11 protein-coding genes are annotated in these 14331 nt (G+C 65.8%); 7 read left to right on the plus strand and 4 right to left on the minus strand.

Annotated features, from left to right (window positions below):
- Positions 1-147 precede the first annotated feature (147 nt).
- A complete protein-coding gene (locus HQ354_RS03465; protein WP_254303651.1) occupies positions 148-870 on the minus strand; it encodes a hypothetical protein in 723 nt (240 codons plus the stop codon).
- Between the two features lie 245 nt (positions 871-1115).
- Here HQ354_RS03465 and HQ354_RS03470 point away from each other — a divergent pair, with 245 nt between their 5' ends.
- The 3 genes from HQ354_RS03470 to HQ354_RS03480 are packed head-to-tail and all read left to right on the plus strand — an operon-like array spanning position 1116 to position 4542.
- Entirely contained in the window at positions 1116-2591 is a 1476-nt protein-coding gene (locus tag HQ354_RS03470) for an iron chelate uptake ABC transporter family permease subunit (RefSeq protein ID WP_167675906.1), read from the plus strand.
- Positions 2588-3694, plus strand: a complete 1107-nt coding sequence (locus HQ354_RS03475; RefSeq protein WP_084424014.1) for an iron chelate uptake ABC transporter family permease subunit — start codon at positions 2588-2590, stop codon at positions 3692-3694. The genes HQ354_RS03470 and HQ354_RS03475 overlap by 4 nt, the downstream gene beginning before the upstream one ends.
- Complete coding sequence (locus HQ354_RS03480) at positions 3691-4542, plus strand: ABC transporter ATP-binding protein (protein ID WP_167675907.1); 852 nt, start codon at positions 3691-3693, stop codon at positions 4540-4542. Before HQ354_RS03475 ends, HQ354_RS03480 begins: the two co-directional genes overlap by 4 nt.
- On the opposite strand, the gene HQ354_RS03485 is transcribed toward HQ354_RS03480, so the two are convergent.
- Positions 4539-7064 carry a bifunctional lysylphosphatidylglycerol flippase/synthetase MprF gene (locus HQ354_RS03485; protein ID WP_240930972.1) on the minus strand — a complete coding sequence of 842 codons (2526 nt, stop codon included), beginning with the start codon at positions 7062-7064 and terminating at the stop codon, positions 4539-4541. The genes HQ354_RS03480 and HQ354_RS03485 overlap by 4 nt on opposite strands.
- A gap of 83 nt (positions 7065-7147) precedes the next feature.
- Entirely contained in the window at positions 7148-8449 is a 1302-nt protein-coding gene (locus HQ354_RS03490; protein ID WP_167675909.1) for an esterase family protein, read from the minus strand.
- Positions 8450-8629: 180 nt separating this feature from the next.
- Here HQ354_RS03490 and HQ354_RS03495 point away from each other — a divergent pair, with 180 nt between their 5' ends.
- The 4 genes from HQ354_RS03495 to gndA all read left to right on the plus strand — a co-directional run bounded on the left by HQ354_RS03495 (position 8630) and on the right by gndA (position 13660).
- Entirely contained in the window at positions 8630-9046 is a 417-nt protein-coding gene (locus HQ354_RS03495) for a BlaI/MecI/CopY family transcriptional regulator (protein WP_167675911.1), read from the plus strand.
- A gap of 24 nt (positions 9047-9070) precedes the next feature.
- Positions 9071-10033 carry a M56 family metallopeptidase gene (locus HQ354_RS03500; protein WP_068431184.1) on the plus strand — a complete coding sequence of 321 codons (963 nt, stop codon included), beginning with the start codon at positions 9071-9073 and terminating at the stop codon, positions 10031-10033.
- Positions 10034-10289: 256 nt separating this feature from the next.
- Positions 10290-12041, plus strand: coding sequence for a DEAD/DEAH box helicase (locus HQ354_RS03505; protein WP_167675913.1), 1752 nt, complete (start codon positions 10290-10292; stop codon positions 12039-12041).
- Between the two features lie 167 nt (positions 12042-12208).
- The gene (gene gndA, locus HQ354_RS03510; RefSeq protein ID WP_167675915.1) at positions 12209-13660 is read left to right on the plus strand and encodes an NADP-dependent phosphogluconate dehydrogenase; all 1452 of its coding nucleotides are present in this window, start codon (positions 12209-12211) and stop codon (positions 13658-13660) included.
- A gap of 67 nt (positions 13661-13727) precedes the next feature.
- On the opposite strand, the gene HQ354_RS03515 is transcribed toward gndA, so the two are convergent.
- Complete coding sequence (locus HQ354_RS03515) at positions 13728-14234, minus strand: DUF4262 domain-containing protein (protein ID WP_240930965.1); 507 nt, start codon at positions 14232-14234, stop codon at positions 13728-13730.
- Between the last annotated feature and the right edge of the window lie 97 nt (positions 14235-14331).

The following is a 14331-nucleotide window of genomic DNA, read 5'->3' on the forward strand; positions in this document are numbered from 1 at the left end:
CGGCGGGCCTCACATCGAGAGATGTAAGGCCCGCCGTGGCAAGGACCGGGAGTCACTGCAGCCCTCAGGACTCCGGCGCGGTCCGTTCGTCTGAGATCTAGAATAGGCAAGCCTTACCTGATTGGCAAGGGCTTCCGGCGTCCTTCTTCAGGAGGCTCGCGAGCGCAGTCGCGCCGCTGTCGACAGGCGTGACCGAACCGGCGCGCCGGCCGCTACGAACGCGTCGAGCAATGCTTGACCACGACGCGCCCCGTCGGACACCCGGGCGCCGGCCAGAACCGGAACGTAGGTCGACGCACCCAGCACGGCGTCGCCGACAAGACTCCAGAATGTCCGCGCATCCAACGGCGCACGTGCTCCGATCGAGCGCAGTACTGCATGCAGCGAGGTGATGCATCGGTGGGCCGTCCAGACGAGAAGGGCTTCCTCGCACGGAAGGGTCACCGCACCCGGCTGGCCTTCGAGGTGGTCTCCGGGCAGGACGCGGAGCATCGGCGACGACACTCCCGCCCAATCGATTCCGCCGTCGCTGTCCATGTGAATCCACAGGTTGTCGATGCCGGGGTCCCAGGCACGACCCTCGAGCACGATCAGCGCCGCCACGCGCCCGACGACCGCATGAATGAGCGCGGTCGCGACCTGCGCGGCCGCAGCTTCGGGTAGCCGAAGGTCTTCCAACGACCTCGCGAGCATCTGATCGGTTCGGCCGTCCTCGAGCCCCACGCCTAGCTGCCACCAGCGCCGCTTGGCCTCCTGCGCCATGGATGCGATCGCGTACATGCGGGGGTAATCGGGGTTCAGCGCTCGAAGTTCGATACACGAGCGTGACAGCGCACCACCGTCGTCGATGCGGGTGATCGATCGATGCACCTCGGCCCATGCGGCGGACGTCGTAGTCGCAACTGACACCGAAACACTCCCTCTGTTGTTCCCTCGGCCCACGGCCGCTGTGCATAGGCTAGCCTAACCAATGCCACACGGTAGCGGTCCATCAGGCCATGTCTCCTGCATCACTGGAATGCGTTGGCTAGCCTTACCTGGACGCACGCTGAAGCAGAGGGTTCCGTAACCTAACTGCGTGGACCTTCGAACACAGTGAGGAATCAGGAACGACAGTGACTACGGCCCCCCTGCTCGGTCCGGGAGCACCTCACCCGACGCCCGACGACGACTTCGCCACCGAGGACATCCCCCGCGGACCTGCGCCGTGGGGTCCCAGAATCGCTGCGACCGTCGTCGATCTCGCGATCGTGCTGCTTCCACTGGGCATCGGGTGGTCCATCGTCGACTCGCTTCGGGACGACAACGGCGGCGGTGAAGCCGACAGGTTCGTGTTCGGCGCGATTTCGGTTGCCGTCGCCATCGGACTTCTGGTGTGGAATCAGGGGTTTCGTGAGGGTCGCGAAGGCCAGAGCACAGGAATGCGGTGGACCGACCTCGTCGTGCGCGACGCCGACACCCTGGATCCGATCGGTCCGAAGCGGTCACTGCTGCGCGCGGCAGGAGTCGGCCGGGGACGCACCGAGGTAGTACGCCAGAAGACCGCGCTGGACGAACAATTCGAGCCCATCCCCCGTGACAACTCGGTGGCGGGAATACGCAAGCGACGAATTCTCGGACTGATCGTGCTCGTCGTGGCGCTGGCCGCCGCCATACTCGCCAGCATCGCGATCGGGGCAAGGCCACTCACATTCGCCGAGATCGGCCACGCGCTGCTGAATTCCACCGGCACGGACACCGACATCATCGTTCGTACGCTACGAGTTCCACGTACGGTGCTCGCTCTCGTCGTGGGAATCGCGCTCGGTATCGCAGGTGCCTTGATTCAGGGGCACACCCGAAACCCATTGGCGGACGCGGGACTTCTCGGACTGAACGCCGGAGCCGCGTTCCTCGTCGTCCTCGCGATCTACCTGTTCCGCTTCAACTCTCCGAGTCAGTACCTGTGGTTCGCCTTCGCGGGCTCCGCCATCGCAAGTGTCGTGGTGTTCGGGCTGTCGTCGATAGGAAACGGAAAAGCCAGCCCGTTGAACTTGGCGCTCGCAGGCGCGGGGGTTGCGTTCTTCCTGTCGGCCATGACGAACGCCATCGTGCTGCTCGACCAGACAAGTCTCGACGGCTATCGCTTCTGGTCCGTCGGGTCCGTTGCAGGCCGCGGGCTCGACATCTTCTGGACGGTCCTCCCCTTCCTCGTCATCGGCGTCCTCATCGCGTTGGCCAGCACTCCTGGACTGAACGTGATGAGCCTCGGTGACGACGTCGCTCGGTCGCTCGGCACGAACATCGCCCTGACGCGCACCGTCGGAATCGTCGCGATCACTCTGCTCACCGGTGCCGCCACAGCCGCGTGCGGCCCCATCGCGTTCATCGGTCTCGTCGTACCGCACGTCGCGCGTGTGGTCACCGGCCCCGACTATCGATGGCTCGTGCCCTACGCGGGATTGATGGGCGGGGTGATGCTCATGATCGCCGACGTCATCGGCCGCGTCGTCGTCAGGCCCGGCGAGCTGCAGGTCGGCATCGTGCTCGCACTGTTCGGCGCGCCGTTCTTCATCGCTCTCGTCCGTCGTCGGAAGTTGGCAAGCCTGTGACCGCTCACCTCGAAACGCCGCTGTCCGAGTCGGATACGCCCGCGTCCACGGTTCCGTCCAGGCCTGCGTTCCGCTTCGGGCCTCTGTCTCTGGTCCGTCGTACGTTCATGGTCGTCGTGACCCTGATGTTGGTCGTTGCACTGTTCTTCGTCGTCTGCATCAACATCGGGCGCGGCGACTTCCCTCTGTCGATCGCGCAGGTCGTCGACGTGCTGTTGGGCGGCGGCTCCCGCATCGATCGATTCATCGTGATGGACCTGCGACTCCCGAGGTCTCTCACCGGCCTTCTCGTCGGTATGGCGCTCGGTATGTCCGGCGCTGTCACGCAGTCGATCTCGCGGAACGCTCTCGCCAGCCCGGACATCCTCGGCATCACGTCGGGCGCAAGTGCCGCTGCCGTCGCATTGATCGTGCTCGGCGGCGGCGGGTCGTTCGTCGGTGTGCTCGCGACGCTGGGCCTGCCCCTCGCTGCCCTGGTGGGTGGCCTCGTCACCGCCGTGTTGATCTACGCGCTTGCGTGGAAGCGGGGCGTCGAGGGCTTCCGGTTGATTCTCGTGGGCATCGCGATCAACGCGATGCTCGTCGCCGCGATCGGCTGGTTGCTGATCAGCGCCGACATCAACGACGTCTCGCGAGCGCAGCTGTGGCTCAACGGCTCGCTCAACGGCGCGGACTGGAGCAAGGTGTGGCCCGTGGCCGTGGCCGTCCTGGTCGTCGGCACGCTGACGATCATCTCGACGTTCACACTCGGCGCGCTTCGACTGGGCGACGACAACGCCAAGTCACTCGGTGTCCGCTTGCAATCGGGTCAGGCGACGCTCCTGCTCGCTTCGGTCGCACTCGCGGCGATCGCCACCGCCGCGGCAGGACCGATCGGGTTCGTCGCCCTCGCGGCACCGCAGATAGCACTCCGGCTGCTGCGGACTCCGGGGCCGCCGATCATCGCGTCGGCCATCCTCGGTGGTCTGCTCGTCGTCGGGAGCGATCTCATCGCGCGCACCATCCTTCCCGTCGAACTTCCCGTGGGCATCGTGACGTCCGCGCTGGGTGGCCCCTTCCTGCTCTACCTCCTGGTCCGCAGCAATCGAAAGGTCTCCGCATGACAACCATCGACCCGTTGCGCCTCGTCGCGGAAGACCTCACCCTCGGCTACGGCGACCGAACCATCGTCGAGAATCTCGACCTCGAAGTGCACACCGGTGTCATCACCACCGTCATCGGGCCGAACGGGTGCGGCAAGTCGACGCTGCTGCGATCCCTCGGCCGCCTGCTCAAGCCGAAGGCCGGTCGCGTCGTCCTCGACGGCAAGGCGATCTCGTCGATGCGCACCAAGGACGTCGCGCGGGTGCTCGGAATGCTCCCCCAGGCGCCGACCGCTCCCGAGGGACTCACCGTCGCCGACCTCGTGTCGCGCGGCCGCCACCCGCATCAGTCGTGGATCAGGCAGTGGAGTTCCGACGACGAATCCGAGGTCGCCAACGCACTCGAACTGACCGGCGTCGGCGACCTCGCCGACCGACCGGTCGACGAACTGTCCGGCGGCCAGCGGCAACGCGCCTGGATTTCGATGGCTCTGGCGCAGGGCACCGACATCCTGCTCCTCGACGAGCCGACGACGTACCTCGACCTCGCGCACTCCGTCGAGGTCCTCGACCTCGTCGACCGCATGCACGAGGACATGGGTCGCACGGTCGTGATGGTGTTGCACGACCTCAATCTGGCCGTGCGCTACAGCGATCAGCTGATCGTCATGTCCAAGGGCAAGATCGTCGAGAGCGGTCGACCGCAGGACGTCATCTCCGAAGAATTGCTGCTCGACGTCTTCGGTCTCGAGGCGACGGTCATCGAGGATCCCGTGTCGGACAGGCCGCTCATCGTCCCGATCGGCACGCGGCACGTGTACGGCGCGACCGGCGGGCCTCGCAAGACCGTGACACGCGGGAACGCCTAGCGCTCGATCATCGTGCGCACGAGTCGATAACCCTGACCGAGAGACACCTCGGGCAGATACGCACGACCGACGGCGTTGCCGATGCTCGGTAGCGCGGCAGGGTCGGCGTACGTCATGTGCATCGATTCGTACCGCGGCTGGAACTTCGACTTGAACGCCAGCAACGACCGGAAGCCGTAGACCGGTTCGAGCGTCCTGCCCAGCACGTCGAGCAAACGGTCGAGCAGACGCGAGAACGTCAGCTCTTCCGGTGTGCCGTTCTCGGAACTCTCGTCGTCGACCTTGGCCAGTGGCGCTCCGGACAGACTCAGGAAACGGACCCCTTCCTCCTTCAGCAGGATTGCCGCCGACGCGATCAGGAATTCCATCGTCGGCCGGAATCCCTCCGACCGCCTCCGCATGAAATCCAGTGTCCACCCGACTATCTCGCCGTTCTCGTATACCGGCATCCACGACGTGACGCCGTGCACGGTCCGGTGCTCGTCGACCGCGATAAGACACCGCACCTGCGCGTCGTCCACCTCTTCGAGGCCACCGAGAGTGAAGCCCATCTCGGGCATCCCCTTGTCGGCGACCCACTCCTCCGAGATCGCCTCGATCTGATCCGTGATCGCGAGGGGAGCATCAGGAAAACGAATCCATTCCGCATCGACGCCGGCTTTCTTGGCACGGTTCAGCGCGGTCCGCACATCCTGGAATCGCTTGCCGGTGAACGCCAATTCCTCCAGGTCGAGGATGGTCTCCTCCCCGACCTGGATTCCGCCCCAGCCGAGACCGTCGGTGATCTCTCGGACAGCAGGCGTCACCGAGTAGAAACACGGGATCCACCCGTTCTCCGACGCATACTCCGCGAATCCGACGACGTACTCGCGCAGCCGTTCTCGGGGACCGACCGGATCGCCCGTCGTCAGTGCCACGCCGGAGATGACCCGGTACGCGACGTAGCCGCTGCCGTCCGGCGAGAACCAGTACGTGTTCCCTCGCCAGGTCGTCATCCACGAGAGCGCGCTGCCGGAGCTCGACGTCAATACCTCACGTGCCCGCTCGGCCGCGTCGGACTCGGCTCCGAAGGCGGGCGTCAGAAAGGTTCCGAAGGTCAGGACGCATACCGCGACCCAGAAAACCACCCCGGTCCATTCGAACAGCAGCGTGGTCGGAATGTCCTCGGGCAGGAACCGAGGTTCGAGCCACTGGAGGTACACGGGTGGGATGAGTCGCTGGGGGAAGTCCGCGAGCAATCGAAGCGCAGTCGGGGTGTTGTCGAATCCACCTCGCGCCGCGAGCCCGCCCAGGACGTACAGGACCGCCAGGACCGCACCGGTGCCGATCACCGACAGGGTCCATCGCCGATAGGTTCCCTTCGGGGCCGACACGTCGAAGAACTTTCTGGTCGCCACCAGGATCGTGAGCACCACGAGTGGAAGGAGGAACGGAATCACGGTGCGGTACACCGTCGGCGATTCGAGACCGTAGAACAGGGACTCGTCGTCGCCGGACTCGAGGTATCGGATGGCGAAGTTGGCGACCGACACCACGAGGAGCACGACCTGAGCGACGACCGTTGCCCCCCATGCGAAGCGACGACCCCGGCGAAGGCCGTCGGCGAGAAACAGCAAGAAGATCGACGGCATCAACGACAGGATCGTCGGACCGACACCGCCGAGACGCAATTCGAGAAGACCCGTTCGACATTCGGGATCGGTCGCGGAATCGGCGCAGATCTCGCGTACCTCGGCGGCGGTGTACGGCACGCCGCGTACGACCTCACGCAGAACTGCGAAGGGGCCGACCGCATCGGGGCTCAGCGCGGCGAGCACAGGGCCGAGTGCACTCGCCGCGACCACGAGCGCCACCAACACGCGGCCTTCGCGCTGAGTGCCTGCAAGCCGCGAACCGCGTGCAGATCGGCCCACGAACGCCGGCCCGAGCATCAGCCCGACGATCGCCGCAGCCAGCCGAATGACGTCCTGAAGGTGGCCACTGAAGAGCGCCGACGTGATGAGAAGCGCAAGAAGCCCGACGCGAATGCGTCGGCGCCACAACGTGTCCATGCGGGCGCTCGCCACCATGACGACACCGACGATCCAGGTGGTGGGCCCGATGGCGGTTCCCACGTGCAGACGAAAACCCCAGTCCGCGTCGAACATCTTGGCCAGCGCCGCGAGCCCGAGTCCGAGCAACGCACCGAGCACCTGGGTCACGACGGCCGCAAGCGCGAACTTGCCCGACCCCATGCGTCGCTCGATCGGTGCCGCCGCGACGACGACGGCCACCACGACGACGATGTAGCCGAGAACGTTCGGCGCGAAGAGTCCGGCCGTCAGGACAGTCCACACGCGGAAATCCTGGAACGCCATGATGCCGGTCGCGAAGTCTCGGTGCAGAGTGTTTCCGCCGACCGCCACACCGATGATGCCGAGCGCGAGGATGACGGCGAGAGCACCGAAACTGACCGGAGCCCCTTTGGCGCCGTACACGATCAGCGAGCGCAGCCGTACGAGCTGACGGCCGGTGTTTCTCAGACCGGCGGCCACACGAATGCGGCGTAGTTCCAGCCAACTCGGCTCGGAGACCACGTCGTCCGTGGTGTCCTCGACGGCTTCGTTCACGAGATCAACCCCACTCTCTTCATCAGCCAGGGCAGCTCGAGTTCCAGTCCCTGCGACCACACGGCGAAACTGTGGCCCCCGGGAACCTCGTCGTAGCGCACGTCCATTCCAGCAGCCTTCGCCGCTTGATACATCGTTTGCTGGCCAGGCTTGTAGTCGTTGTCGTCGGCGCCGACGACGAATGCTCCACCCGAGTTCGGGAACTGCTCGGACTTCAGCAGATCGAGCGGGTTGACCGCGACGAACGCCGCATCGTTCCCGCCGAAAGCTTCGTCGACCGTGCGGGTCCGGTCACCCAGAGTCGGCTCGACCTGGCCCGACAGATCGAGGAACGTCGGATAGACGTCGGGATGATTCGTCGCCATCTGTATCGAGCAGGTACCGCCGTACGACAGGCCACCGATGATCCAGCTCCGGGGATCGGTCGACACCTGCAAGTTCTGCTTGATCCACGCCGGCACGTCCTGAGAGAGGTACGTCGCGACGTTGCCGAGAGGCGAGTCGACGCACAACGGATTGGCGAGTGTCGACCCTGTCGCGTCGGCCACGACCACGACCGGCGCGAGACCGCCGTGGTCCCGCGCGAAGGCGTCCATGGTCTCGGCCAGCTTGCCGCCCTTGAGCCAGTCGTCCGGCTCACCCGGCTGTCCGGCGAGGAGAACGAGGACCGGCAGTAGCGGACGTGGATTCGCGAAGTACGACGGCGGCAGATAGATCTCGGCCTGCCTGGCCGAGAAAGACGACGCCGTCGGAGGAATGGTGACCGACGTCAACTTGCCGGCCGACGGCATCGACGACGGCGGCTGCCATGCGTCGGACGTCGGATTGCCGCTGACGACCTGCTCCTGCGGCCCCGGTATGTCGGCGATCGAGATCCTGTCGACGTCCTCGACCCCGAACAGCGTCCCGACCGTCGGATACGCGGAGAACACGAGGTTGACGTGTGCGGACGCCGCCAGCACGACGAGAACGGCCGCGATCACCGATGCCGCCTTCGCCAGCACTCCCCGGGCAGCGATGGTGCGCGGTACGACGAGCAGCACCGCGGCGAGCCCGATGCCGATCCAGACGTAGATCTCCGTTTCGATGGGGTCGGGGAACGGACGCCACACCTTCTCGACGACGTAATAGAGCACCACACCGATCACGAACGCCGCGGTCGCGCCGATCGGCAGTGCCCGCAGCACATACCAACGCCGCTTCGACACGACCAGCCACACGCCTCCGAGGGCACCGAGAACGGACAGGACCGTCGTCGTGGCGCTACTGACGAGCGACAGAGAGACGAACCAGTTCACGCGGTGCCTCCAGTTGTCTCGTCGTCGAGATGCTTCTGCAGAATAGGCGCATTCACCACCGGGCCCCGAAGCCGACACAGGCGCGTGTGCAATGGACTATGACACATCACACAAGCAGTGGCGACGCTTACTACCACCAGTAGTACGCATTCCTGTCGGACTACCCGTAAACTCGGACGAATGGCAGGTCTAGGGGAACTCGAACGCGCAGTGATGGATCATCTGTGGGACTCCGCGGAGCCACAGACTGTTCGGCAGGTGCACGAAGCGCTCGCCGCACACCGTGAGTTGGCCTACACGACCGTCATGACGGTTCTGCAGCGTCTCGCGAAGAAGCAGTTGGTGAAGCAGCAACGCGACGACCGCGCACACCGCTACGCCCCGTTGCACGGGCGAGACGAGCTGGTGGCGAGTCTCATGGTGGATGCGCTCGCGCAGGCTCCAGAGTCCGGAGGCCGTGCAGCAGCACTCGTTCACTTCGTCGGACAGGTGGGTGCCGACGAAGCGGCAGCTCTCCGTGACGCTCTCGCCGCGCTCGAGGTGGCACAATCGGGTGGACGTGCCGGCGCGGCCGAAGCCGGACGACAATCGGACTGACCCCAGCCCTCGGTTAGTGAGGAAATGAACTCCACCACAGCTCTGGTCTTCGCACTACTTGCTCTGCTGCTTGCCGGGCCGGTTCCTGCCGTCCTGAGCAGGGCTACGTGGCCGTATCGAGCTCCCCGTGCAGCTCTCGTGCTGTGGCAGGCGATCGCCATCGCCGCAGTGTTCTCTGCGTTCTCCTCCGGCCTCGCCATCGGCGGACTGCTGCTGGTCCCTGGCCCCGACGGCCGCCCGACGACGGCGCCGACCGACGAAATCGATGCCCTCGGCCTGCCGCTGTGGCTTCTGTACGTCGTCGTTCTCGCGATCACCTTGGGTATCGGCGCGAAATTGATCTTCTCCGTGGTCCAGGTCGCCGTGCGTACGCGTCGCCGTCGCGCGCGGCACCGCGTTCTGGTCGACCTGCTCGACCGCAGCAGCGACGACGGTCGGCCGTTCCCCGGAGTCCGAGACGCGGATGTCCGAGTGCTCGACGCGGTCGAACCCATCGCGTACTGCCTGCCGGGACTGAGACAGCGAGTCGTACTGAGCGAAGGCGTTCTGACCAATCTTTCTCGTTCCGAGGTCAAGGCCATCCTCTCTCACGAACGCTCCCACCTGAGGTCGCGTCATGACCTGGTCCTCGAAGCGTTCACCGCGGTCAACGAAGCGTTTCCCCGCATCGTCCGTAGCAAGTCGGCTCTAGGCAGCGTCCAACTGCTGGTCGAACTGCTCGCCGACGATTCGGCAGTCAAGGTGACCGGTCCGACTCCACTCGCCCGCGCGTTGGTGACGTGTGCAGGTTCGACGGCTCCCCGAGGCGCGCTGGCCGCGGGTGGACCGAGCACCTTGATTCGAGTGCAGAGGCTGGCGGGTCCCCGCAGCGACATGCCGCTCAGCGTCGCCGCGTACGCAGCGGCGGCGGTGATTCTCGTCGTGCCGACCATCTTCGTCGCCATGCCGTGGCTCGAGGAGCTCAGCCGACTGCTCGGCCACCGCTAGCAGTCGGCCAGCTCACAACTGTTCGAATCGAGGAATCGAACAGTTGTCGCGTACACTCGATCGAGGTCGCCATCGCGGCCGAGAAATTCGAAAAGGCACAAGCAGCTCCATTCTGCGCGACTTCAGTTCGCTCATCGATGGCCAGGTGACAGTGCCCTGGCTCGTCTCACTGTTTTGGCTGTGCCCACGTCTTCGATCGGCGTTTTCTACGGCTGTGGCTTCGTGGCGTGCCCGTAATCCGGAGAGGTTCAACTGCGTGACCCACGCTGTTCCATCTAGTACATCCGTTTCTCCTACCGCGGACGCCGACGACGCGACCGTCACATTCGCTGAGCTCGGCCTCCCCGAGCCCGTCGTCGCCGCACTCGCGCGCAACTCCATCACGGTGCCGTCGCCGATTCAGGCCAAGGCGCTTCCCGACGCCATCGCCGGCAAGAACGTTCTCGGTCGCGCTCAGACCGGCTCGGGTAAGACCCTCGCCTTCGGCCTGCCGATTCTGGCGCGCCTCGCACAGCACACGGATCGTCCCGCTGCGAAGCGACCCCGTGCGCTGGTCCTCGTTCCTACCCGTGAGCTGGCATTCCAGGTCGTCGACTCGCTGTCTCCGTATGCCGGAGCAGTCGGACTGAACGTGCGCGCCGCTGTCGGTGGCACGCCGTTCAACAAGCAGGTCGAGCAGCTGCGACGCGGCATCGACGTCTTCGTCGCCACTCCCGGTCGGCTTGCCGACCACCTCCGCCAGGGCACGTGCGTCCTGGACGCCATCGAGATCACGGCCCTGGACGAGGCCGATCAGATGGCCGACATGGGCTTCCTGCCCGAGGTTCGCGCCGTGCTGGCCGAGACCCCGTCCGACGGACAGCGGATGCTGTTCTCGGCGACACTCGACCGCGAGGTGCAGTCCCTCGTTCGCCAGTTCCTGCCCGACCACGTCGAGCACTCGACGCAGGACGGCAAGGCGAGCGTCCGCACCATGGACCACTACATGCTGATGGTCGACCGTGGCCAGAAAGACCTCGTGCTGTCCGAGATCGGCGCTCGCGAGGGTGGCCGCACCATCATGTTCGCGCGTACCAAGCTCGGGTGCGACGGCATCACCGATCGCCTGCGCGCAGTGGGCGTCGCTGCGGAGTCCCTGCACGGCGGTAAGGCACAGAACCAGCGCACCCGTGTCCTCGAGCGTTTCAAGAGTGGGCGCACACCGGTTCTGGTCGCCACCGACGTCGCTGCCCGCGGTATTCACGTCGACGGCATCGATCTCGTCGTGCACGTCGATCCCCCGGCCGACCACAAGGATTACCTGCACCGCGCAGGCCGTACAGCTCGTGCCGGCGAGAAGGGAACGGTCGTCGCGATCGTTCTGCCGAACCAGCGTCGACAGATTCAGCGTCTGACCGGAATGGCCGGGGTCAAGGCCACCTCCGTGAACGTCGCACCGGGGTCCGCCGAATTGACCGACATCACCGGCGCACAGAAGCCGTCGGGCGAGCCGCTGCGCGCGGTCAGCAGCGGTGTGCGCGATCGACGTGACGACCGGCCTCGTTCCGGCAGCTACCAGGGCGACCGGCCTCGTTCCGGCGGCTACCAAGGCGACCGCCCCCGCACCGGCGGCTACCAAGGCGACCGCCCCCGCACCGGCGGCTACCAAGGCGACCGCCCCCGCACCGGCGGCTACCAAGGCGACCGGCCTCGCACCGGCGGCTACCAGGGTGACCGCCCTCGCACCGGCGGCTACCAAGGCGACCGGCCTCGCACCGGCGGCTACCAAGGCGACCGCCCCCGCACCGGCGGCTACCAGGGCGACCGCCCCCGCACCGGCGGCTACCAAGGCGACCGGCCCCGCACCGGCGGCTACCAAGGCGACCGCCCTCGCACGGGCGGCTACCAGGGCGACAACTCTCGTACCCGGCCCAGCTACGCCCAGGACGACGCGAAGGCCGGCGGTTTCCGCAGCCGCACCGAGCGCCGCTCCTACGACGGATTCGACGGGCCTGCACGCGCCCGGTAATTCCGTTCGGAATTCCTGATCGTCCGATGGCTGCCACCTCTTCCGAGGTGGCAGCCATCGTGCTTTCCGTGCGTCGGACAACCGGCGAAACGATGGGATCCTCGGCCTGAAACGGGGACCGCTTCGCTTGTCGTACGTTCGCGCGCCCGGCATGAAAAGCTGTACCTATGACCTCAGCAGTGAACTCGTCAGAACTCGCCCAGATCGGCGTCACCGGACTCGCCGTGATGGGCTCGAACATCGCCCGTAATTTCGCGCGCCACGGACACACCGTCGCGCTGCACAACCGCAGCATCGCCAAGACCGACGCATTGCTCGAGGAGCACGGAAGCGAAGGAAAGTTCGTCCGTACGGAGACGATCGAGGAATTCGTCGCCGCATTGCAGAAGCCACGCCGAGTCCTGATCATGGTCAAGGCAGGCGACCCCACCGATGCCGTCATCGAGGAGCTCGCGTCCGCGATGGAAGAGGGCGACATCATCATCGACGGCGGTAACGCGCTGTACACCGACACCATCCGCCGTGAGGCGTCCCTCAAGGAGCGTGGACTGCACTTCGTCGGTGCAGGCATCTCCGGCGGCGAGGAGGGCGCGCTGAACGGCCCCTCGATCATGCCCGGCGGTCCGGCCGAGTCGTACAAGGCTCTGGGCCCCCTCCTCGAGTCGATCGCCGCTCAGGTCGACGGCACTCCGTGCTGCACCCACATCGGTCCCGACGGTTCGGGCCACTTCGTGAAGATGGTCCACAACGGCATCGAATACGCCGACATGCAGCTGATCGGCGAGGCGTACAACCTGTTCCGCGACGCACTCGACCTCACCCCGGCCCAGATCGCCGACGTCTTCACCGAATGGAACAACGGTGACCTCGAGAGCTACCTCGTCGAAATCACCGCGGAGGTGCTGAAGCAGGTCGACGCGAAGACGGGCCAGCCGCTCGTCGACGTCATCGTCGACGCTGCAGAGCAGAAGGGCACCGGGCGGTGGACCGTCAAGGCCGCACTCGACCTCGGCGTACCGGTCACCGGCATCGCCGAGGCTGTCTTCGCTCGTGCACTGTCCGGTTCGCGCACTCAGCGGAAAGCCGCCGTCGGCCTTGCGTCCGGCACGTTGTCGGAGAAGCCGTCCGATGCCGAGCAGTTCACGCACGACATCAGCCGCGCGCTGTACGCATCGAAAATCGTCGCGTACGCGCAGGGTTTCGACCAGATCGCCGCAGGCAGTGCCGAATACGACTGGAACCTCCACCCCGGTGACCTTGCGACGATCTGGCGCGGTGGCTGCATCATCCGTGCACGTTTCCTCGACCGCATCAAGGACGCGTACGACGACAATGCCGAGCTTCCCAGCCTGATCCTGGCGCCGTACTTCCGCGAGGCGATCGAGAACGCGATCGACAGCTGGCGCCGCGTCGTCATCACGGCTGCGTCGCTCGGCATTCCGGTGCCTGCGTTCGCGTCGTCGCTCGCGTACTACGACGCGCTTCGCGCCGAGCGTCTACCGGCGGCGCTGACCCAGGGACAACGGGACTTCTTCGGGGCGCACACCTACGAGCGCACCGATTCCGAGGGCAAGTTCCACACACTGTGGAGCGGCGACCGCTCCGAGGTGCAGGCCTAGTAAGCCACCGCCGCGACGAGACGCCGGTCACGACACTCGCAGAGATGTCGTGACCGGCGGCTCGCTGTCACCATTCGCCGGCGTCGTACCACCCCGGCGGTGGACCGAGGACCGGTTGGACGATGGTCGACGGGGCGTCACCCTCCCACGGCAGGACGCCCTCGCAGTCTCTCCAGACGGCCTGGACGGCCCGTACCGAAGCTGGAGAATAGATGCCGTTCGCCATTGCCAACCACTCGTCGGTACGGTCGACGTCGACGACATAGAAGTCGAAACCCGCTGCCGAGACGTGCATTCCGGCGCCCAGACGATCTCCACCGACGACCACGCGTCGCGCCAGGGCGTTCAATATCGCGGCGGAATCCGACGGGTCCCGGCCGGTCACCACGATCTCGGGGTGACCGTGGGCGGTCAAACCGATCGTGTAACAGAACGCGGGATCGATCCTGCCGTGCGGCAGGTCGGCGAGCGATCCTCGGGTGTCGGACTCCACGTACTGCAACGCCCACCCGTGTTTGTCGATCAGTTCTTCAATACTGCGTAGGTACTCCGGAAACGATCGACCCTCACACATAGCGCACATGGCTCCCCCAAGTTCTCGACGTGGTGCTCGACAATCGATCGAACACATGTTCTCGCCGCGCATGTTGACTCGAGGCACCGACAGAAAC

Source organism: Rhodococcus sp. BP-261 (assembly GCF_019835205.1).
GTDB lineage: Bacteria > Actinomycetota > Actinomycetes > Mycobacteriales > Mycobacteriaceae > Rhodococcoides > Rhodococcoides kyotonensis_B.